Raw genomic sequence first — 19,292 nt, 5'->3', positions numbered from 1 at the left:
ATAGTACGTCTTTACTCCGATATATCGTTCGATATAGCATCCGATCTATGACGAACGCACGTCGCAACCAAGGCGTCGGCGGCATGGGCCCCACGGGGCGCTTCTTCGGGCCGGGTGAGCTGCGGCTGGCCATCCTCGCCCTGGTCGCCGAGGCGCCCGGCCACGGCTACCAGCTCATGGGCCGGCTCGCCGACCGCTTCAACGGCACCTACGAGCCGAGCGCCGGCTCCATCTACCCGACCCTGCAACTGCTGGAGGACGAGGGCCTCGTCCGCGCCGAGTCCACGGACGGCCGCAAGGTCTACCACGTCACCGACGAGGGCGGACGGGTGGCCGCCGAGAAGGCCGAGGAGATCGAGCGCCTGTGGGGCCGGGCCGCGGGCCGGGGTGAGTGGGGGATGTTCCGCGAGCCCGAGGCGGCGGAGATCGTCGGCCCCGCGCTGCGCCTGGTCAAGGCCGCGGTGAAGACGCTCGCCCACGCCCACGGCGAACCGCGGGTGGTCGAGCGGATCCAGGAGATCTTCGTGGACGCCCGCCGCCGGATCGAGGACCTCGATGCCGAGAGGAGCCGGTCATGAGCCCCAGTGTCGCCCGCAGGTGGCTCGACCGGTTCTTCCTCAAGGGGGAGGTGATCGAGGCCGAGCAGCTGACCGCCCGCATGCGGCGGGTCAGGATCGGCGGGCCGGCTCTGGCGTACCTGCGGTGGACTCCCGGCCAGCACATCCGGCTGCTGATCGAGGGCGGCGGCCCGCTGGGCGGCGTGCTGCGGACGTACTCGATCTGGTGGCACGACCCCTCCTGGGAGGCCCTCGACCTCGTCGGCTACGACCACGGCGGCGACTCGCCGGGCGTCTCCTGGATCAGGAACGCCGCGCCAGGGCAGCGGGTGTCCTTCACCCGCCCGGAAGGGAGCTTCGTGGTGCGAGAGGAGGCGCCGTACCACCTGTTCGCGGGGGAGGAGACGGCGTCCGTGGCGTTCGGGGCGATGCTGCGGGCCCTGCCCGCCGGGGCGCGGGCGTACGGGGCGGTGGAGGCGGAGGGGCCGGGCGACCACCTCGGCCTCCCCGGCGACCTGGTCGAGGTGTGCCGGGGCGGCGCGTCCGCGGCGCGGTCGGAGGCGCTGGTGAACGCGGTCAGGGAGCTGGACCTGCCCGACACTCCCGGCGTGGCCTATCTGGCGGGAGAGGCCCGCACGATCCAGGCCGTGCGCGCCCACCTGGTCGGCGAGCGCGGGTGGCACCGCAGGGACGTGCGGACGAAGCCGTTCTGGACTCCCGGGAGGAAGGGCCTGGACTGACCCGCGCGAGCACTCCACTGGGCGTGATAAAAATACCGGTATAGTTATCGCTCAGGAGGAGTCATGATCGAACTGAAGTCGGCCGGTGAGATCGCCGCCATGCGGGAGGCGGGCAGGGTGGTCGCCGCCATACACAGCGCGGTGCGCGAGCGGGCGGACATCGGGGTGACGCTCAGGCAGCTGGACGAGGTGGCCAGGACCGTGCTTGAGGAGGCCAAGGCCGGGGCGTCGTTCCTCGGATACCACCCGTCGTTCGGCGCCACGCCCTATCCGGGCGTCATCTGCACCAGCGTGAACGGCACCATGCTGCACGGGCTGCCGACGTCGTACCGGCTGCGGGACGGAGACCTGCTCAGCGTGGACTGCGGGGCGATCGTCGAGGGCTGGCACGCCGACGGCACCGTCAGCTTCACGGTCGGCCACCCCCGCGCCGAGGACCTCAAGCTGATCAGGGTGGCCGAGGAGACGCTCTCCGCGGGCATCGAGGCGGCCGTGCCCGGCGGCCGGATGGGCGACATCGGGCACGCCATGTCGACGGTCGGGCGCGGCGCCGGCTACGGCATTCAGAACGACTTCGGCGGCCACGGCATCGGCCGGTCCATGCACGAGTCGCCGTGGGTGCCCAACGAGGCCAGGCCCGGCAGAGGGCTGCGGCTGCGGCCCGGGCTGGTGATCGCGATCGAGCCCAGCCTGATGGCCGGTGGCGGCGACGACTACTACATGGCGGACGACGGCTGGTCGGTGTGCTCTGCCGACGGAAGCAGAAGCGTGCACGTCGAGCACACCGTGGCCATCACCGAGGACGGCCCCGTCATCCTGACCCTGCCGTAGCGGCGGTCGGATGGGTGCCGTTCTGTGGTTATCCGGGCGATGATGATCCGCTACGCGGAGTCACGACTAGTCTGCCCACACTGCTCCCCTTTCAAAGCCCTGAGAGGGCGCCTGGCACGGTCATGGAAGCCTCATGAGCGGGGCGGGCAGCCCTTCAGTCACCCGCAGACCTGCGCCAAGCCGGGAGTTCTTCTTCACCTGTTCGGTAATGTGGCGGGTTTTCCCTGGTCAAGCCGGAAATTATCGGCGTTTGTCGAACTTGGGGGCAGGGCAGATCTTCTCCCGATAGCTACGGAGAGTAGTCGAGAGGTATCAGGGAGAATCACATGTACAAATCAGGACTCGTCCTGGCCGGTCTCGTCGGCGGGATGGTCATGTTCGGCGGCTCCGCGGTAGCTGCCACGGCCGAGTGGCCCCGGGCCAACGAAGACGCGCAGCGCACCTTCTTCTTCTGCGGCGACGAGAACATCTTCGCCCAGGGCGAGGTCGACAACAGCACGAGCGGTGTCCTCGTCGTTCAGACCGGTGACATCCTGAGCCAGATCCTCGGCATCAAGAGCGAAGACACGAAGTGCTCCATCAGCTAACGTCATTCCTCTGCAGCTGAGCAGCGTTATCCAGGGGCCCATCCGCCGGGTGGGCCCCTACACCATGTTCGCCCCTCGTTGTTCAGCCCTCATAGGCGAACGCGGCGTCGAAGGAGTTGCGGGCGATCCGGTCGAGCTGCTCGTCGGTCATCCCCAGCTCGCGCCGCAGCGCCGCGTAGTTGTCCTCCACGTAGCCGCCGAAGTAGGCCGGGTCGTCGGAGTTGACGGTCACGACCAGGCCCTCGTCCAGCATCGCGGGCAGGATGTGGTCACGCAGGGACGGCACCGCCCGCAGCCGTACGTTCGACAGCGGGCAGACGGTCAGCGGGATGCGCTCCTCCCGCAGGCGGGCCACGAGCTGCGGATCCTCCATCGCCCTGATCCCGTGGTCCACCCGCTCCACGCCCAGGACGTCCAGCGCCTCCCACACGTAGTCGGGCCCGCCCTCCTCGCCCGCGTGCGCCACCCGGCGCAGCCCCTCCGCCGCGGCGATGTCGAAGACCCGCCGGAACAACGACGGCGGATATCCCACCTCCGCCGAGTCCAGCCCCACCCCGATGAAGCGGTCACGGAACGGCAGCGCCGCGCGCAGCACCTGCTCGGCCTCCTCCGCGCCCCTGTCTCGCAGGAAGCACAGGATGAGCGCGGCCGACGCCCCCGAGTCCTTGATCGCCGCCGACAACCCGCCGAACACCGTCTCCAGAGCCACGCCCCTGCTCAGATGCGCCTGCGGATCGAAGAAGATCTCCGCGTGCCGCACCCCCTGCCCGGCGGCCCGCCGCAGGTAGGCACTGGCCAGGTCGTAGAAGTCCTGCTCGGTGCGCAGGACCGCGAGGTTCTCGTAGTACACGTCCAGGAACGAGCGCAGATCCGTGAAGGAGTAGCGGGAGCGGATGGCCTCCACGTCGTAGGTCGGCAGGTCGATCCGGTTACGCCGGGCCAGCTCGACGACGAGCTCGGGCTCAAGGGTGCCCTCGATATGCAGGTGGAGTTCTGCTTTGGGACGCATGGCAACGAGTAAACCGGACCCACGTAGTGCGAGGTATCGTGCGAACCTCTGAACTCTCACCCCGTGAGCTGGCATAACATCAGATTTCATGACGCTGGAGGATCTGCTGGCACGCGAGGACCTGCGGCTCACGCTGGTGACCGGGGCCGGCGCCCTCGACCGCGAGATCCGCCGCGCGTACCCGACGGACCTGCCCGACCCCCGCCGCTACCTGCGCTCCGGCGATCTCGTGCTCACCAGCGGCGTCTGGTACGCCGAGCCGTCCGACTGCGAGCGCTTCGCCGACGCGCTGTGGGCCAGCGACGCGGCCGGCCTGGTCGTCGGCCTGATCGTGCTCGGCGAGCTGCCGGGCGAGCTGGTCAAGGCGTGCGAACGCCGCCGGCTGCCGCTCCTGCTGGCCGCCCCCGACCAGGCGTTCGGCGCGATCACCGAGGTGGTGACCGCCGAAGGGTTCGCCGCCGAGCAGCGCAGGGCCGAACGGGTCAGGGCGCAGACGCTGCTCGACGTGCTCGGCCGCATTCCGCCGGGCGAGGTGTCGGCACACCTGAGGCTGCTCGGAGCAGACCCGGGGCTGCCCACCGCCGCCATGGCGGTCACCCTGACCGGCGGCCCCGACCTCGACCTGCCCGAGCTGCTGCACGAGGGCCTGGCCAGGAAGGGCCGGCACCTGATCGTCGGCGGCACCCCGCACGAGGCGATCGTGCTGGTCAACGGCCGCGCCTCGCGCAAGAGCCTGGCCGACGAGCTGCGCGACCTGGTCGCCGGGCGGCGGGGCACGAGCATCGCGGCCGGGATCAGCGAGATGGCGGCCAGCGTGTCACAGCTCGGCGAGGCGCTGGAGACGGCCAGGCGCGGCATGGAGTCGGCCAGGACCGGGCCGGGCCCCGTGTCGATCATGTCGCTGGCCGACATCGACAGCTTCGACCTGCTGCTGGCCTCGCTGCCCGCCGCCACCCGCCGCTCCTTCCGCGACCACCTGCTCGGGCCGGTGGAGGAGTACGACGCCCGGCACGGCTCCGAGCTGCTGCGCACGCTGGACATCTTCCTGGAGACGTGCGGATCCTGGCAGCGCACCGCCGACGAGCTGTACGTGCACGTCAACACCCTGCGCTACCGGATGCAGCGGATCGAGGAGCTGACCGGGCGGCGGATGACGTCGATGCGCGACCGTACGGACCTGTATCTGGCGCTGCGCTCAGGGCAGCCGGCCCGCGACGAGCCGGCCACGTGAGACCACGGCCACGATGTTCTCCGTGGCCAGGTCCTCGATGCGCTCCCACGGGCGGCCGCGCAGCACGATAAGGTCGGCGCCCAGGCCGGGCGCGAGGCGGCCGACGGGCATGCCGATCGCGTCGGCGGCGTCGGAGGTGGCCGCCCGCAGCGCCGACTCCGCGTCCATGCCCAGGATGCGCGTCATGTGCACGACCTCGGCGAGCTGGTCGCCGAACCGCACGTGGTGGCCGTTGGCGTCGGTGCCGAGCACGAACCGCACGCCCAGCGCCGCGGCCTGGGCCAGCAGCACGTTGCGGGTGGCGACCAGCTCGGCGGCCTTGTCCATCGCCTCGCGGGTGACCGGCACCCGGCCCTCGGCGATGGCCTCGTTGATGAGCAGCGTGGGGGCCACGGGAGTGCGCCGCGCGGCCAGCGTCTCGGCCAGGTCGCGGCTCATGAGCGTGCCGTGCTCGATGGAGTCGACGCCCTCCTCGACGGCCACCCTGATGCCGTCCTCGGAGTGGGCGTGGGAGGCGACCGGCATGCCGAGGGCGTGGGCCTCGTCCACGACGGCCCTGATCTCGTCGCGGGTGTAGTTGCGCCAGACGTTCCTGTCGCCGATCGACAGCACGCCGCCGCTGGTGGTGAGCTTGATGCCGTCCATGCCGGCCCTGGCCCAGGTACGGACGAGCTTGCGGCACTCGTCGGGCCCGTCGGCGGTCGGCTTGCGCAGCGGCACGGCGGGCGGCACGAACAGGTCGTTGTGCCCGGCGGTCATCCCCACCACGCCGTGCACCTGGATGCGCGGCCCCGCCAGCACCCCGGCGTCGAAGACCCGGCGCAGCGCGACCTGGGCCTCGTCGCCCGCCAGGTCGCGCAGCGTCGTCACGCCGTGCCGCATGGCCTGCTGGGCGTGGGCGGCGCCGTGCAGCACCTGCTCGTCGCGGGTCGTGGTGAGCGGCCAGGTCGCGAAGTCGGGCGGCGCGCCGTCGCCGGCGTAGCCGACCAGGTGAACGTGCGTGTCGACCAGGCCGGGCAGCACGCACAGGTCGCCGTGGCGCTGCGCCGCCGGGCTGAGGTCCGTGATCCGGTCGGGCTCCCAGGCCAGATCGACCGGGCCGCGATATTCGGTACCGTCCCAAAGGGGGATTCCGTCGAGTCTCATCTCAAGGCCCGACGCTACCCGAGCCCCTGGGCCGCTGGAGGGATCTACGGTCCTGATGCCGCCCTCTCGTAGGGACCTACAGGGCCCGCCAGCGCTTTTCCCGGCTTGTCCGCCTTCCACGGCCGGATCGGCCCGCAGTCCGAAATGACCGTCACACGATGGTAATAATCGGGAGATAGCTTCCTGACCTGCACGTCTAGGCCGTTCAAGGAGAATTATGGCTACCCTCGACCGTCGCGCGTTCCTGCGGACAACCGGTCTGGCCGGTCTGGCGCTCGGTCTGGCCGCCTGCGGCGACGACGGCGCCACTGAAGGCGCGACGGGCGGCGCGACGGGCGCCGCGGGCGGCGGCTTCGGGGCGATCAAGCTGCAGCTCTCCTGGAAGAAGAACGTCGAGTTCGCCGGCGAGTACTTCGCCGACACCAACGGCCACTTCAAGAACGCCGGGTTCAGCCAGGTCGAGCTGCTGTCCGGCGGCGGCTCCGGCACCTCGGTCGAGTCGGGCCTGGCCACCGGCCGCTGCTGGGCGGGCCTGTCGGCGCCCACCATCACCGCCCCCGCCGTGCTCCAGGGCGCCGCGCTGAAGATCGTCGGCGCGACGTTCCAGAAGAACCCGTTCGCCATCGTCTCCCTGAACAAGAACCCGATCAAGGAGGCCAAGGACCTGGCCGGCAAGAAGATCGGTGTGCAGGACTCCAACGAGCTGGTCTGGAACGCGCTGCTCAAGGCCAACGGCCTCGACGCGTCCAGCGTGACCCGGGTGCCGTTCCAGTCCGACCCGTCGATGCTCACCTCCGGGCAGCTCGACGGGTACGTGGGCTTCGTCACCAGCGGGCCGGTCAACCTGCGCATGCAGGGTCACGACCCGGCGTACCTGCTGCTCGCCGACGCCGGGCTGCCGCTGGTCGCCGAGACGTTCACGGTCACGCAGGAGACCATCGACAACGAGCGCGACAAGCTCAAGGCGTTCCTCACCGCCGAGATCAAGGGCTGGAAGGACGCCGTCGCCGACCCGGCCAAGTCCGCCGAGCTGGCCGCCACCGTCTACGGCAAGGACCAGAACCTCGACGTCAAGGAGCAGACGGAGGAGGCGAAGATGCAGAACGAGCTCGTCGTCACCCCCGACGCCAAGGCCAACGGCCTGTTCACGATGACGCCCGAGCTGATCGCGCAGAACATCGAGTCGCTGGCCAAGGCGGGCCTGGACATCAAGGCCGAGCAGCTGTTCGACCTGTCGATCCTGAATGAGATCTACCAGGCCGACCCGAGCCTCAAACTGGCATGAGCGGCATCAGCGTCACCGGGCTGAGCAAGACGTTCGGCAAGGGCCTGACCGCCGTCGAGGGCGTGGACCTGAGCACGCCGAAGGGCGCGTTCCTGTCGCTGCTCGGCCCGTCCGGCTGCGGCAAGTCCACGGTGCTGCGCATCCTGGCCGGCCTGGAGGAGCCCACCGAGGGCGAGGTCTCGGTGAACGGCGAGACGCCCCAGGAGCTGCGCAGGAGCCACCACCTCGGCATCGCCTTCCAGGACTCGGCGCTGCTCGCCTGGCGCAGCGTCGCGGCCAACATCCGGCTGCCGCTGGAGGTGGCCGGGATCAGGCCCGAGCCAGGGGTGATCGAGGACCTGATCAAGCTGGTCGGTCTCGACGGCTTCGAGAAGGCCCGCCCCGCCGAGCTGTCCGGCGGCATGCGCCAGCGGGTCTCGATCGCCCGCGCCCTCGTGGTCAAGCCCAGCGTGCTGCTGCTGGACGAGCCGTTCGGCGCCCTGGACGACATGACCCGCCAGCGGCTCAACCTGGAGCTGCTGCGCATCTGGACCGAGAAGCCGGCCACCACGCTCATGGTCACCCACGGCATCGGCGAGGCGATCTTCCTGTCGGACGTGGTGGCGGTCATGAGCCCGCGGCCTGGGCGGGTGATCGAGATGGTGGAGATCGACCTGCCGCGTCCGCGTACGCCGGAGATGATGCGTACGCCCGAGTTCCACGCCATCCATGACCACCTCAGCGACCTGCTGTTCGGGCACGGCGCATGAGACGAGTCCAGGGGCTGATCGGGGTCGTCGCCCTCGTCGCGCTCTGGTGGCTGCTGGCGGCGACGGTGTTCGCCGAGGGCGGCGCGGTGCCCACCCCCGCCGCGGTGCTCGCGTCCGTGGGCCGCGACGGCTGGGCCTTCTACGGCCCGAACGCCTCCGCCACCCTGACCGCGGCCGTCCAGGGCTTCCTGTGGGGCAACGGCCTGGCCATCGGCGTGGCGCTGCTGGTGCTGCTCGTGCCCCGGCTTGAGGCCGTCGCCACCCAGCTCGCCGTGATCAGCTACTGCGTTCCGCTGCTGGCCATCGGGCCGATCGTGCTGGTGGTCTTCGGCGGCGAGGCGACCGTGGTCTTCCTCGCGGCCATCTCCGTCTTCTTCACCACCCTCATCGGCGCCCTGCTCGGGCTGCGCTCGGCCGACCGGGCCAGCCTCGACCTCGTCACCGTGTACGGCGGCGGACGCCTGGCGCGGCTGCGCTACGTACAGGTGATCTCCGCTCTTCCCAGCACGTTCGCCGGCCTGAAGATCTCCGCGCCGTCCGCGCTGCTCGGCGCCATCATCGGCGAGTATCTGGGCAGCAACGACCAGGGGCTCGGCGTGTCGCTGATGATCTCCCAGCAGCAGTTCCAGGTGCCGCGCACCTGGGGGCTGGCGCTCGTGGCCGGCCTGATCGCGGGGCTCGGCTACGCGCTCGTGGCGCTCGCCGCCCGCGTGGTCACCCCCTGGTCGAGAGGGGCGTCGCGATGATCGGCCGGATCGTGCTGCGGATCGTGGGGCCGCTCGCGCCCTCCGTCGTCATCGTCGTGGCGGCCTGGTGGCTGGCGCTGGAGGCGTTCGGGATCAGCCCGCTGGTGGGCAAGCGCCCGCCGCAGGTCTGGGAGTACCTGACGTCGTCCGCGGCCCACCGCGAGGCCGTGTTCGGCGCGCTGGGCATCACGGTCAGGGACGCCGCCGTCGGCTTCGCCTCGGGGATGATCGCCGCGACCGTCGTCGCCGTCACGTTCGTGCTGTTCAGGACCGTCGAGCAGACGTTCATGCCGGTCGCGATGCTGCTGCGCTCGGTGCCGCTCGTCGTCATGACGCCGCTGATCACGCTCATCTTCGGCCGCGATCTCGTCGGCGTCGCCGTCATCGGCGGCGTCGTGGTGTTCTTCCCCGCGCTCGTGAACATCGCCTTCGGGCTGAGATCGGCCTCGCCGCAGGCCACCGACCTGATCATGGCGTACGGCGGCACCCGGCTGACCGTGCTGCGCAAGGTGGCGGTGCCGACGGCGATGCCCTCGATCTTCGCCTCGGCCCGGATCTCCGTGCCCGCCTCGATCATCGGCGCGCTCATCGCGGAGTGGCTGGCCACCGGGCAGGGCATCGGGGCCGAGATCCTGCGGGCGATCGGCGGGTTCCGTTACGACGAGGTGTGGGCGGACATCGTGGTGGTCACGGGGGTGTCCATCCTGGCGTACGCGGTGGTCGGCGTCGTCGAGGCGCTCGTCCTGGCCCGCTTCTCGGACCGGCCGGCCCAATAGGCGGCGCGGGCGGCGTACGGCGGCCTGCCGGGGCGGACGCGTGGCGGCCCGAGTGGCGTGCGGCGGCTCGTGTGGACGGGCGTGCGGTGGGAGGTGTGCGGACCCGGCCGCGGTCCTTTGTGCGGGGGGAGGCGCGGCCGGGTCCGCCCGGAAGGGGAGCGCGTGGGCGTGCGGTGGGGAACCGGCTCGGGGTGTGGCCGGTGTAAGCCCGACGCTCCCTTGGTCCAGGGAGAGGTGCCCTAACGGGCGGCGAAGTCCTGCGTCCAGGTGGGGCCCTGACCGGCGTGCCCGACGCCGATGTGGGTGAAGGAGCAGTTCATGATGTTGGCCCGGTGCCCCGGGCTGTCGAGCCAGGCCCTGACCACGGCGGCGGCGCTGGGCTGGCCCTTGGCGATGTTCTCGCCGGCCAGGCGGAAGTCGAAGCCTTCGGCCTTGATCCGCTGGTCGAACGTGCGGCCGTCTTGCGACTCGTGATCGAAGTAGTTGTTGCGCGCCATGTCGGCCGAGTGCCGCTCGGCGGCGCGGTGCAGCTTGGCGTCGTGGACGAGGGGACGGCAGCCGTTCCTGGCCCTGGCCTGGTTGGTGAGCGTGACCACGGCCGTCTCGGCGGCGGAGGCGAAGCCGCTGGAGCCGGAGTTGGAGGCCGGGCGCCCGCAGGCCAGCTTCAGCGCCCGGGAGGTGTTCGTCCGGCCCTGCGAGTCGAGCGCGACCACGTAGTAGCGGCGCGGCGTGCTGCCGCACTTCACGTTGGCGGTGATCCGGCCGTTGCCGACGACCTTGGAGCCGCTCTTCACGACCCGGTCGGGACCCGCCGCGGAGACCTTGATGCGCACGCGCAGCCGGGCCTGGTCGGCACAGCCCGTCCTGGCGACGGTGCCGCGCACCCTGCTCTTGGAGACGAACGGCTTGAGCGCGACCACCCGGCACGCCTGCGCGCTCTGCTGTGCACTCACTTGGGTGCTCTGCTGGGCGGTCTGCTGCGTGGTCTGCTGCGTGGTCTGCTGGGCGGTCCGCTGGGCGTTTCGGTCGCTGGAGGCCGCGGCCGGGGCGGGGATGCTCAATGCCGCCAGACTTCCGAGGCAGGCCATCGCCTGGAGCTGTCTGCGCATTTCAGTCCTCCGGTCGGGGGCTCGACACCGCGTCGAACCGCATTCTGGTACCCCCAAGTCGGCTTTGTACGGAAATTCCGCGCCATACCTGGAGTTCCAGGTAGCTGAATCGTAATACGCCCCTGGTTGCGGCCGGTAAACCAGAGCGACCCTCCGCGCGTCGGGGCCGTGAACTCACGTGGCTCGCCGGCAGCGCTCATGATCGGGTTCTTGGTTCAGAATGGCCCGCATGCCTACCACGCCCGAAGATCAGATCGAGACCGCGAACCCCGCCCCGCTCAACGACTACGACGGGATTGCCGAGGGCTACTCGACCGAGAACGAGCGCAGCCTCGTCAACGCGTACTACGAGCGCCCCGCGATGCTGGAGCTGGCCGGCGACGTGGCCGGACGGCGGATCCTCGACGCCGGCTGCGGCGCGGGCCCGCTGTTCGCCGAGTTGCGCGACCGAGGCGCCGTCGTGACCGGCGTCGACGCGAGCGCCGGGATGCTGGAGCTGGCCAGAAAGCGGCTGGGCGCCGACGCCGATCTGCGGGTCGCCGACCTGGCCGCCCCGCTGCCCTTCCCCGACGACGCGTTCGACGACGTCGTCGCGTCCCTGGTGCTGCACTATCTGCGGGACTGGGGGCCGACGCTGGCCGAGCTGCGCCGGGTGCTGCGGCCGGGCGGCCGGCTGCTCGCCTCGGTCGACCATCCCTTCGTGGTGACCCTCTTCAGTGCCATGGCAGGGGAGAAGAGGCCGAAGTACTTCGAGGTCCGCAACCGGGTCGAAGAGTGGACCATGGGCGGGCAGAGCGCGACGATGAGCTTCTGGGACCGGCCGCTGCACGCGATGACCGAGGCCTTCACCGGGGCCGGCTTCCGCATCAGCGCCATCAGCGAGCCGCCGTACGCGCCGGAAGCCCGCGAGCTGTTCCCCGAGGAGTTCCGCGAGCGCACCGGCACCAGGTTCCTGAGCTTCCTGTTCTTCGTGCTCGAAGCCGGCTGATGGCCGGCCGTACTGGCTGAGTGCTTCAGCCGGCGGCTCCCACCGGCTGAAGCACGATCTCACGTGGTCGTCAGCACTGTCGTCAGCACTGGACCGGCTTGAGCCACGAGCACTCCAGGTCGCCCGCCTGGCCCGCGTCCGTGGCGCGCAGCTGCGCGGTCTCGCCCGCGGCGGCCGTCCTGGAGAACTGGGCGAGCCGGACGGCGATCTTGTCCTCGATGTCCTTCGGGGAGCCGGACAGGTACTGGTTGAGCATGATCGAGAAGATCAGCGGCTCGCCGTCGGCGCTGGTGACGTAGCCGGACAGCGAGGTGACGCCGGTCAGCGAACCAGTCTTGGCGTGCACGTTGTCCGCCGCCGGCGTGCCGCGCATCCGGCTCCGCAGGGTGCCGCCGGTGAACCGGTCGGCGTTGCCGGCGATGGGCAGGGACTCGTACCAGGTGGAGAACCACGGCTTGGCGCGTACGGCCGACAGGAGCTGCACGATCGAGCCCGGCGAGAAGCCGTCGCGGCGCGACAGCCCCGAGCCGTCCCGCATGTTGATCACCTGTACGCCGTTCGCCTTGGCGAAGTCGGTGCTGACCTTGAGCCCGGCCGACCACGTGCCCTGGCCGGACACCTTGCGGCCCATGGCCTTGGTGAGGATCTCGGCGTGGATGTTGTTGCTCAGCTTCATGAACGGCACCAGCAGCTCGCCCAGCGTCATCGACTGGTGCTCGGCCAGCTTCTTCGCGTTCGCCGGAGCCGCGCCGGACTCGGTCGTGCCGAGCACCTTGACGCCGTGCTTGCCCAGCGCCTTGCGGAACAGCGAGGTCGCGTACGCCGTGGGGTCGTCCACGGCCACCCACTCCTGGTAGGGGTCGGCGACCGTGCCGGTGACGACCACCGTGCGCGTGCCGTGCTGCCGCTCGATGAGCACGTCGGTCTCGGCGCCCGCCGTGGCCTTGTTCACGATCTTCAGGTAGTCGGTCGCGGGCGTGGTGGACACCTTGACCTTGCCGTTCTCGGCCGACACCGCCACGATCACCGAGCCGGCGTCGTAGTCGCGGTCGGGCGAGGCGGTCAGCGCCGAGATCGGCGCCGCGTAGTACGCGGTCTCGTCGTCCCAGGCCCAGTCGTTGCCGAGGCGCCGGTCGTCGAACCAGGTGTCGTCGGCCACCAGCTTGCCGGTGACGACCTTGATGCCGGCCTTGGCGACGTCGGCGGCCAGCGCGTCGTAGTCCTCGGCCAGCATGGTCGGGTCGCCGGTGCCCCGCAGCACCAGGTCGCCGGCCAGCACCGAGCCCGCCTTGCGGCCGGTGTTCAGCACGGTGGTGGGGAAGCGGTAGTCGAGACCGAGGGTCTCCACCGCCGCCGCCGAGGTGAACAGCTTGGTGTTGGAGGCCGGGATGAGCTGCTTGCCGGCGTCGGTGGCGTACAGCTCCTCGCCGGTCTGAGCGCTCTTGACGACGACGCCGGCTCTGGCGATGGTGAGCCGGGAGTCGCTGAGGATCTGGTTGATGTCCTGGGTCAGGTCCGCCGCGCCCACGGAGGGGTCGAGCGCCACGGCGGGGGAGGAGGGTCCTGACGCCCACGCGAGGGCCGCGACGAGCGCGCCCGCGACGAGGGATGCTGAGGTGCGCCGCATGGGGTCTCCAAGTGACTGGGGGATCGCCTGGAAGCATGGATCACCACAGTCACCCTGTAATCCGCAAATATCCGTATTTATCGGCACCAAGCGCCGAGATCAGCGCACCGATCCGGCGCCCAGGCCGCCTCCCGGCGGCCGAGGCCCGCTCGTGTGGTGGCCAGGCCCGCTCGCGCGGCGGTCAGGACGGCTGGTGTGAGGTGACCATGAAGCCGCAGTCGCCGAACGAGACCTCATCGCCCGACTTCACCCGCGCCGGCCCCATCAGCCGCCACCCGTTGAGCCGGGTGCCGTTGAGCGAGCCGAGATCGACCAGCAGCCACGCGCCGTCGCCCTCCCGGCGCAGTTCGGCGTGGACCCGGGAGACGGTCAGGTCCGACAGGACGAGATCGCAGGCCGACCCCCGGCCCACCACGTAACGCAGCCGGTCGTCGTCGGGCAGAGCCAGGCGCGGCAGGCGCGGACGCCGCCACGCGGACTGCACCCGGGTGGTGAACTCCGACACCGAGGCGACGGCGTCGGTCAGCCGCTGCCGGAACGTGGGCCGCCGTGGCAGGTCGGCCACGAGTTCGTCGAGCTCGCGCCGGTTTTGCGCGCGCAGCGCCTGGTCGACCCGGCCCACGAAGGTGTCGTGGGAGATCCGGCCCTCCACGGCGCGGTCTCTGAGCTCGTCGATCGCACGGTCACGCTCTCCGTCTGAGGCGCGAAAGGGCGGATGCGTGGAGCTCATGTAGCGAGTATCGGCCTGAACCTCGCTTCGTGTCCAGAATACGCGGATCACTTGCGATGGACATACTCCGTATGCATACTCGGTATCCATGTCGATCAGACACGGACTGCTGGCGCTGCTGAACGGCGGGGCACGCTACGGCTACCAGCTACGGGTGGAGTTCGAGGCGTCCACAGGGGCGGCCTGGCCCCTCAACATCGGCCAGGTCTACACGACGCTCGCCCGCCTGGAGCGCGATGGGCTGGTCGCGCCCGGCGGCGAGGACGACCAGGGCCGCGCGGTCTACACGATCACCGAGGCCGGCCGGGAGGAGCTGGAGCGCTGGTTCGGCACCCCCGTCGCCCAGACCGACCGGCCCAGGGACGAGCTGGCCATCAAGATCGCGATGGCCGTGGCCTCCGGTGTGAACGTCGCCGAGGTCGTCCAGACCCAGCGGGTGGCCACCATGCGCGCGCTGCAGCGGCTCACGAAGGCCAAGCGAACGGCCGAAGGGCTCGCCCAGCGGCTCGTGCTCGACTCGTTGATCTTCAAGGCCGAGGCGGAGCAGCGCTGGCTGGACCACTGCGAGGCCGTATCCAAGGAGAAGAACCGATGACTGTGGTGGAGTTGCGGGAGGTGACCCGCGAGCACGGCCCGGTGCACGCCCTGCGCGGGGTGAGCCTGGAGGTCACGGCCGGTGAGCTGGTCGCGGTCATGGGGCCCTCGGGCTCGGGCAAGTCCACGCTGCTCAACCTGGCGGGCGGCCTCGACCGGCCGACCTCGGGCAGCGTGACGATCGAGGGCAGGGACCTCGCGGGGGTGAAGGACCTGGCCGCTGTGAGACGTACCAGCGTGGGCTACGTCTTCCAGGACCTCAACCTGATCCCGTCGCTGACGGCGGCCGAGAACGTGATGTTGCCGAGAGAGCTCGACGGCGTCAGGACGGGCCGGGCCCGCGCGGAGGCGCTGGAGGCGCTGGCCGAGGTGGGCGCGGAGGAGGTCGCGGGCCGCTTCCCCGAGGAGCTGTCCGGCGGGCAGCGCCAGCGCGTGGCCATCGCCAGGGCGCTGACGGGCGAGCGCCGGCTGCTGCTGGCCGACGAGCCGACCGGCGCGCTCGACACGGCCATGGGCGACGAGATCCTGCAGCTCCTGCGCACGCGCGCCGATGAGGGCGCGGCGGTGCTGCTCGTCACCCACGAGCCCCGCTACGCCGCCTGGGCGGACCGGGTGATCTACCTGCGTGACGGCCGCATCGCCGAGGCGAACGCCGTGCGGCTGGAGAGCGCCAGGTGAGCGCGTTCCGCGCCGCGCTGCGCATCTCCCGCAGGGACGCCGCCCGCGCCAAGGGCCGCAGCGCGCTGATCATGGTAATGATCGGCCTGCCCGTGCTGCTCATCACGGGGCTGCTCACGCTGTCGCAGACGACGAAGCTGTCCGCGCGCGACGAGCTGCCCTCCCTGCTGGGCCCGGTCGCCGACGCCGCCGTCTACGCGCACCTGCGCAGGACCCTCGTCACCCAGGACCCGGCCGGCAGGTACGGCGACCAGCAGCAGACGGGGGCGCGACCGCCCGGCTGGACCACCGCCGAGATCACCGCGCTGACCGGCGGCCGGCTGCTGCCCTTCCACCAGTACACGACCGGGGCCCGCCTGCCGGGGGGCTTCGGCCGGGTGGAGCTGCTGGAGATCGACCTGCGCGACCCGCTCGGCAGCGGCCTCAGGCCGCTCGTGCGGGGCCGCCATCCCGCGACGCCACAGGAGATCGCCGTCACGCCCGCGCTGCTCGACGCGGGCGTCACCGTCGGAGGCACGCTCCAGGTGGCCAGGAGCGGCGAGCCGAAGCGCGTGGTGGGCGTCGTCGAGCACCCGAACCGCCCGGGCATCAGCGAGGTCGTCGCCCTGTACGACTCCGTACGTCCGCCCGACGGCACCTGGCGCGGCCCCGGCTGGCTGGCGGACACCCCGGCCCCGGTCACCTGGGAGGAGGTGAAACGGCTGAACCGGGCGGGAGTGCGCGTGGCCTCCCGCGCCGTCGTCGAGAGCCCGCGCGCGGACGCCTTCGACGCGGCTCCCATCTGCCCTGACCAGCGGTTGTGGCTGGCCATCGCCGTCCTGCTCGTCGTCACGCAGACGGTGCTGCTGGCCGGGCCCGCGTTCGCCGTCGGGCTGCGCCGGCGCGCCAGGGAGCTGGCCACCGTCGCCGCGCAGGGCGGCTCGCCGCGTCACCTGCGCACGATCGTGCTGGCCGACGGCCTGCTCCTGGGCGGCGCCGCGGCCCTGATCGGCGCCGGCCTGGGCGCCGGCACGGGCCTGGCCGTGGTGTCGGTCGTGGCCAGGCAGCTCGACTGGACCAGCGGGTCATCGGACATTCCGTGGTGGCAGGTGCTCGGTGTGGCCGCGCTCGGCCTGGTCAGCGCCCTGGTGGCGGCCGTGGCCCCGGCCGTCGGCGCGGCGCGGCAGAGCCCGGCCCAGGTGCTCGCCGGGCGCGCGGCGAAGGCGCGTGAGCGTGCGGGCGTTCCGGTGCTCGGGCTCGTGCTGGTGCTGCTGGGCGTGGCCCTGATGTTCACCGTCGCGTCGAGGGACGACCTCGGCGTGGTGGCCTCGGCCACGGTGACGCTCTTCGGGCTGATCGCGCTGACGCCGTGGCTCGTGGGCCGCACCGGACGGCTCGCCGCCCGGCTGCCGCTGCCGGCCCGGCTGTCGATCCGTGACGGCGCCCGCCATCGCGGCCGTACGGCCTCGGCGGTGGCGGCCGTCATGGCGGCCACGATGGGGGCGGTCACGGTCGGCATCGCGTACAACTCGGCGTACGTCGAGCGCCGCGAGCAGTTCAGGCTCACGGCGCCCGAAGGCACCCTGATCGTCCACGGTGAGAACGTCGACGATCACGGCTGGTCGGAGGTGCGCGCCGCCATGCGCGCGCGGTTGCCGGCGGCGACCTTCGTCCCCGCGCTCGCGGCGGTGGACGACCAGGGACGGGAGCTGGCGATCTCCGTGCGCTCACCGGCGGATGCGACCTCCCCCACCTCCTACGGATCTCCGCTCGACTTCCCGATCACCGGCGACGCCCGGCTGCTCGCCCTCCTCCAGGGGCGGCGGGACCCGTCGGCCGAGGCCGCGCTGGCGGCCGGCCGGGCGGTGGTGTTCGACTCCCGGCTGATCAGCGACGGCGCCATAGACGTGGGCGTCGTGGGAGGAGAGGACGCCGACGAGGTCCGGATCCGCGTCCCGGCGGTGCCCGCCGAGGGCGCCCAGGCCGGCCAGGGCGGCGCCGTGATCCCCGCGTCGGCGCTGAAGCAGGCCGGGTTCGAGACCGTCGAGCGGAGGCTGTACGCCACGCTGCTCCGGCCCGTGCCGGATCGTCTGGGGCCGGAGCTGCAGGAGCTGACGATCGGCGCGTATGTCGTCGTCGTCGAGGACGGCAGCGACGAAGAGTACGCCCTCATGCTCGGGGCGCTGCTGGCCGCGGCCGTGATCCTGGTGCTCGGCGGCACGTTCGCGGCCACGGGGCTGGCCGCGGCGGACATGCGCCGCGATCTCGACACCCTGTCGGCCGTCGGCGGCCGTCCCCTGACCCGCAGGCTGGTGGTGGCGGCCCAGGCCGGTTACATCGCGGGGCTGGGCGCGGTCACGGGCCTGGTGGCGGGCCTGGTGACCGCCACGGCCGTGACGCGGGGCATGCGGATGGTGCGCGGGTCCGGCGACCTCGCCCTGCCGTGGCCGTTCCTGGCCGCGCTCGTGCTGGGGCTGCCCCTGCTGGCGGCGCTGATCGCCGGGGCGTTCACTCGGACGCGGCCGGCTCCGGCGCGACGGGTGGCGTGAGGCGGTACTTCAGCGTTATCAGCACCGACGCGAAGATGATCAGCGCGGGGACCGTGGTCTGCCCGATGAGGACCGCGGTCACCGCGCTGTCCGGCTGCTCGACCGGCTTGCTCGGCTGGGACTCGACAAAGCCGCTGATCGACAGGATCACCCCGAAGATCAGCGCGCCGAACGAGCTGAACCCGCTCTCGATGGCCGTCCACAGCCCGGTCAGCACGCCGGCCCGCCGCTTGCCCGTCTTGGCCGCGTCCACCGCGATCACGTCGGCGAGCATGGAGAACTGCATGAGCTGCACGCCCGCGTACCCGATGCCCACCACCAGGATCGTGACGTGCGCCCAGATCGGGCCGAACAGCGGCGTCGCCATGGCGGCCGTCGTGCCGGCCCCGAACAGCAGCGCCGCCACCACCATCGCGCCGCGCTTGTCCAGGCGCTTGGCCACCCGCACCCAGAGCGGCATCGTCAGCAGGATCGGCCCCACCAGCACGGCGAAGAGTGTCTGCGTGGCCGCCGACGAGCCCAGCGTGTACGTGGCGAAGTACGGCGCCGCCGCCAGCATCATGCTGACCGCCAGCATCTGGACGCAGGCCAGCACGGTCAGCCACAAGAACGCCGAATTGCCCTTGATCGCGGCGAACTGCTCCCGCCACGTGCCCCGATCCCCTTCCGGGGCGCCGGTCATGGGGGCGCGGGCGGTGCCGAAGAAGGAGCCGAGCATGGCCGCGAACAGCACGATCGCGATCGTCAGCGCCATCAGCCGGTAGCTGTTCAGCGTGCCGTCCGTGCCCTCGCTGTGGGCGATGGCCGGGGCCAGCACGCCGCTGATGGCGGTGGCCGCGCCGATGAACACCATCCGCCACTGCAGCAGCGACGTGCGCTCGTGGTAGTCGTGCGTCATCTCGCCGGGCATCGCCTTGTACGGCACCTCGAACAGCGCGTACGCGGTCGCCGTGGCCAGGAAGCAGAGCCCGACGTACAGCGCGGCCGGCACCCCGGTCAGCGGCGGCCCGGCGAAGACCAGGAAGAACGCGACCGGCAGCGTGCACGCCCCGGCCAGCAGCCACGGCCGGCGCGGCCCCCAGCGCGAGGTGGTCCGGTCGGACCAGCGTCCGACCAGCGGGTTGATGATCAGGTCCCAGATTTTGGGCGCGGTGACGACCACGCCGGCCAGCCATGCGGGCACGGCCAGGAAGTTGGTCATGTAGAACAGCAGCAGCAGGCCCGGCACGGCGTTGACCGTGGCGGTGCAGAACGAGCCCACCCCGTAACCGAGGCGCACGCCCTTCGGAACGGTGGCCGTGCCGGTCGCCGGTGTGATCATTCCCTCATTGAAGCCGAGCGAGGCCTTGTTCGGGAGGGCCCACTTTTCGCGGGCCCGCCC

Annotated in this window: 19 protein-coding genes; 13 read left to right on the top strand and 6 right to left on the bottom strand. The window is 71.4% G+C overall.

Annotation, left to right across the window (positions count from 1 at the left end):
* Positions 1 to 47 precede the first annotated feature (47 nt).
* From AB0C27_RS26620 to AB0C27_RS26605, 4 genes are all read left to right on the top strand, one after another.
* Positions 48 to 578 (top strand): PadR family transcriptional regulator, encoded by a 531-nt coding sequence (locus AB0C27_RS26620; protein WP_357848530.1) that lies wholly within the window; start codon positions 48 to 50, stop codon positions 576 to 578.
* Positions 575 to 1,297 carry a siderophore-interacting protein gene (locus AB0C27_RS26615; protein WP_357848528.1) on the top strand — a complete coding sequence of 241 codons (723 nt, stop codon included), beginning with the start codon at positions 575 to 577 and terminating at the stop codon, positions 1,295 to 1,297. Before AB0C27_RS26620 ends, AB0C27_RS26615 begins: the two co-directional genes overlap by 4 nt.
* Positions 1,298 to 1,360: 63 nt before the next feature.
* Positions 1,361 to 2,128: a type I methionyl aminopeptidase gene (gene map, locus AB0C27_RS26610; protein ID WP_357848526.1), complete on the top strand. Its 768-nt coding sequence runs from the start codon at positions 1,361 to 1,363 to the stop codon at positions 2,126 to 2,128.
* Between the two features lie 326 nt (positions 2,129 to 2,454).
* A complete protein-coding gene (locus tag AB0C27_RS26605; protein ID WP_346114012.1) occupies positions 2,455 to 2,715 on the top strand; it encodes a hypothetical protein in 261 nt (86 codons plus the stop codon).
* 82 nt (positions 2,716 to 2,797) lie between these two features.
* Here the strand turns inward: AB0C27_RS26605 and AB0C27_RS26600 are convergent, their stop codons facing one another.
* Entirely contained in the window at positions 2,798 to 3,724 is a 927-nt protein-coding gene (locus AB0C27_RS26600; RefSeq protein ID WP_357848524.1) for an adenosine deaminase, read from the bottom strand.
* Positions 3,725 to 3,812: 88 nt separating this feature from the next.
* Here AB0C27_RS26600 and AB0C27_RS26595 point away from each other — a divergent pair, with 88 nt between their 5' ends.
* Positions 3,813 to 4,955, top strand: a complete 1,143-nt coding sequence (locus AB0C27_RS26595) for a helix-turn-helix domain-containing protein (protein WP_357848522.1) — start codon at positions 3,813 to 3,815, stop codon at positions 4,953 to 4,955.
* On the opposite strand, the gene AB0C27_RS26590 is transcribed toward AB0C27_RS26595, so the two are convergent.
* Complete coding sequence (locus AB0C27_RS26590; protein ID WP_357848520.1) at positions 4,920 to 6,101, bottom strand: amidohydrolase family protein; 1,182 nt, start codon at positions 6,099 to 6,101, stop codon at positions 4,920 to 4,922. The genes AB0C27_RS26595 and AB0C27_RS26590 overlap by 36 nt on opposite strands.
* A 217-nt stretch (positions 6,102 to 6,318) precedes the next feature.
* On the opposite strand from AB0C27_RS26590, the gene AB0C27_RS26585 reads away from it, so the two are divergent.
* From AB0C27_RS26585 to AB0C27_RS26570, 4 genes are read left to right on the top strand one after another with little or no spacing between them, the layout of a single operon-like run.
* On the top strand, positions 6,319 to 7,386 hold the full coding sequence (locus AB0C27_RS26585) for an ABC transporter substrate-binding protein (protein WP_357848518.1): 1,068 nt from the start codon (positions 6,319 to 6,321) through the stop codon (positions 7,384 to 7,386).
* Positions 7,383 to 8,135, top strand: a complete 753-nt coding sequence (locus AB0C27_RS26580) for an ABC transporter ATP-binding protein (RefSeq protein ID WP_357848516.1) — start codon at positions 7,383 to 7,385, stop codon at positions 8,133 to 8,135. The genes AB0C27_RS26585 and AB0C27_RS26580 overlap by 4 nt, the downstream gene beginning before the upstream one ends.
* The gene (locus AB0C27_RS26575) at positions 8,132 to 8,881 is read left to right on the top strand and encodes an ABC transporter permease subunit (protein WP_357848514.1); all 750 of its coding nucleotides are present in this window, start codon (positions 8,132 to 8,134) and stop codon (positions 8,879 to 8,881) included. The genes AB0C27_RS26580 and AB0C27_RS26575 overlap by 4 nt, the downstream gene beginning before the upstream one ends.
* Positions 8,878 to 9,657 (top strand): ABC transporter permease subunit, encoded by a 780-nt coding sequence (locus tag AB0C27_RS26570; protein ID WP_357848512.1) that lies wholly within the window; start codon positions 8,878 to 8,880, stop codon positions 9,655 to 9,657. Before AB0C27_RS26575 ends, AB0C27_RS26570 begins: the two co-directional genes overlap by 4 nt.
* Before the next feature lie 239 nt (positions 9,658 to 9,896).
* Here AB0C27_RS26570 and AB0C27_RS26565 read toward each other — a convergent pair whose 3' ends face one another.
* Complete coding sequence (locus tag AB0C27_RS26565) at positions 9,897 to 10,766, bottom strand: CAP domain-containing protein (RefSeq protein WP_357848510.1); 870 nt, start codon at positions 10,764 to 10,766, stop codon at positions 9,897 to 9,899.
* Between the two features lie 220 nt (positions 10,767 to 10,986).
* Here AB0C27_RS26565 and AB0C27_RS26560 point away from each other — a divergent pair, with 220 nt between their 5' ends.
* The gene (locus tag AB0C27_RS26560) at positions 10,987 to 11,754 is read left to right on the top strand and encodes a class I SAM-dependent methyltransferase (RefSeq protein WP_357848508.1); all 768 of its coding nucleotides are present in this window, start codon (positions 10,987 to 10,989) and stop codon (positions 11,752 to 11,754) included.
* Positions 11,755 to 11,836: 82 nt separating this feature from the next.
* On the opposite strand, the gene dacB is transcribed toward AB0C27_RS26560, so the two are convergent.
* Together dacB and AB0C27_RS26550 are read right to left on the bottom strand one after the other, a co-directional pair.
* Positions 11,837 to 13,381 (bottom strand): D-alanyl-D-alanine carboxypeptidase/D-alanyl-D-alanine-endopeptidase, encoded by a 1,545-nt coding sequence (gene dacB / locus AB0C27_RS26555; protein ID WP_357848506.1) that lies wholly within the window; start codon positions 13,379 to 13,381, stop codon positions 11,837 to 11,839.
* A gap of 181 nt (positions 13,382 to 13,562) precedes the next feature.
* On the bottom strand, positions 13,563 to 14,111 hold the full coding sequence (locus AB0C27_RS26550) for a DUF1707 and FHA domain-containing protein (protein WP_346114026.1): 549 nt from the start codon (positions 14,109 to 14,111) through the stop codon (positions 13,563 to 13,565).
* A gap of 88 nt (positions 14,112 to 14,199) precedes the next feature.
* On the opposite strand from AB0C27_RS26550, the gene AB0C27_RS26545 reads away from it, so the two are divergent.
* The 3 genes from AB0C27_RS26545 to AB0C27_RS26535 are packed head-to-tail and all read left to right on the top strand — an operon-like array spanning position 14,200 to position 17,911.
* Positions 14,200 to 14,706 (top strand): helix-turn-helix transcriptional regulator, encoded by a 507-nt coding sequence (locus AB0C27_RS26545; RefSeq protein WP_357848503.1) that lies wholly within the window; start codon positions 14,200 to 14,202, stop codon positions 14,704 to 14,706.
* The gene (locus AB0C27_RS26540; protein WP_357848501.1) at positions 14,703 to 15,383 is read left to right on the top strand and encodes an ABC transporter ATP-binding protein; all 681 of its coding nucleotides are present in this window, start codon (positions 14,703 to 14,705) and stop codon (positions 15,381 to 15,383) included. Before AB0C27_RS26545 ends, AB0C27_RS26540 begins: the two co-directional genes overlap by 4 nt.
* Positions 15,380 to 17,911: an FtsX-like permease family protein gene (locus tag AB0C27_RS26535; protein WP_357848499.1), complete on the top strand. Its 2,532-nt coding sequence runs from the start codon at positions 15,380 to 15,382 to the stop codon at positions 17,909 to 17,911. The genes AB0C27_RS26540 and AB0C27_RS26535 overlap by 4 nt, the downstream gene beginning before the upstream one ends.
* Here AB0C27_RS26535 and AB0C27_RS26530 read toward each other — a convergent pair.
* Positions 17,871 to 19,232, bottom strand: a complete 1,362-nt coding sequence (locus tag AB0C27_RS26530; RefSeq protein ID WP_357848497.1) for an MFS transporter — start codon at positions 19,230 to 19,232, stop codon at positions 17,871 to 17,873. The genes AB0C27_RS26535 and AB0C27_RS26530 overlap by 41 nt on opposite strands.
* Positions 19,233 to 19,292 lie beyond the last annotated feature (60 nt).

Source organism: Nonomuraea sp. NPDC048882, assembly GCF_040649755.1.
GTDB classification, from domain to species: Bacteria; Actinomycetota; Actinomycetes; order Streptosporangiales; family Streptosporangiaceae; genus Nonomuraea; species Nonomuraea maheshkhaliensis.
The sequence above is the reverse complement of the archived record's forward strand: the minus strand, read 5'-3'. Positions and strand labels throughout refer to the sequence as shown.

Coding starts and splice junctions, on each gene's coding strand:
- AB0C27_RS26620 (WP_357848530.1), top strand. CDS start 48: ATGACGAACGCACGTCGCAACCAAGGCGTCGGCGGCATGGGCCCCACG.
- AB0C27_RS26615 (WP_357848528.1), top strand. CDS start 575: ATGAGCCCCAGTGTCGCCCGCAGGTGGCTCGACCGGTTCTTCCTCAAG.
- map (WP_357848526.1), top strand. CDS start 1,361: ATGATCGAACTGAAGTCGGCCGGTGAGATCGCCGCCATGCGGGAGGCG.
- AB0C27_RS26605 (WP_346114012.1), top strand. CDS start 2,455: ATGTACAAATCAGGACTCGTCCTGGCCGGTCTCGTCGGCGGGATGGTC.
- AB0C27_RS26600 (WP_357848524.1), bottom strand. CDS start 3,724: ATGCGTCCCAAAGCAGAACTCCACCTGCATATCGAGGGCACCCTTGAG.
- AB0C27_RS26595 (WP_357848522.1), top strand. CDS start 3,813: ATGACGCTGGAGGATCTGCTGGCACGCGAGGACCTGCGGCTCACGCTG.
- AB0C27_RS26590 (WP_357848520.1), bottom strand. CDS start 6,101: ATGAGACTCGACGGAATCCCCCTTTGGGACGGTACCGAATATCGCGGC.
- AB0C27_RS26585 (WP_357848518.1), top strand. CDS start 6,319: ATGGCTACCCTCGACCGTCGCGCGTTCCTGCGGACAACCGGTCTGGCC.
- AB0C27_RS26580 (WP_357848516.1), top strand. CDS start 7,383: ATGAGCGGCATCAGCGTCACCGGGCTGAGCAAGACGTTCGGCAAGGGC.
- AB0C27_RS26575 (WP_357848514.1), top strand. CDS start 8,132: ATGAGACGAGTCCAGGGGCTGATCGGGGTCGTCGCCCTCGTCGCGCTC.
- AB0C27_RS26570 (WP_357848512.1), top strand. CDS start 8,878: ATGATCGGCCGGATCGTGCTGCGGATCGTGGGGCCGCTCGCGCCCTCC.
- AB0C27_RS26565 (WP_357848510.1), bottom strand. CDS start 10,766: ATGCGCAGACAGCTCCAGGCGATGGCCTGCCTCGGAAGTCTGGCGGCA.
- AB0C27_RS26560 (WP_357848508.1), top strand. CDS start 10,987: ATGGCCCGCATGCCTACCACGCCCGAAGATCAGATCGAGACCGCGAAC.
- dacB (WP_357848506.1), bottom strand. CDS start 13,381: ATGCGGCGCACCTCAGCATCCCTCGTCGCGGGCGCGCTCGTCGCGGCC.
- AB0C27_RS26550 (WP_346114026.1), bottom strand. CDS start 14,111: ATGAGCTCCACGCATCCGCCCTTTCGCGCCTCAGACGGAGAGCGTGAC.
- AB0C27_RS26545 (WP_357848503.1), top strand. CDS start 14,200: ATGTCGATCAGACACGGACTGCTGGCGCTGCTGAACGGCGGGGCACGC.
- AB0C27_RS26540 (WP_357848501.1), top strand. CDS start 14,703: ATGACTGTGGTGGAGTTGCGGGAGGTGACCCGCGAGCACGGCCCGGTG.
- AB0C27_RS26530 (WP_357848497.1), bottom strand. CDS start 19,232: ATGATCACACCGGCGACCGGCACGGCCACCGTTCCGAAGGGCGTGCGC.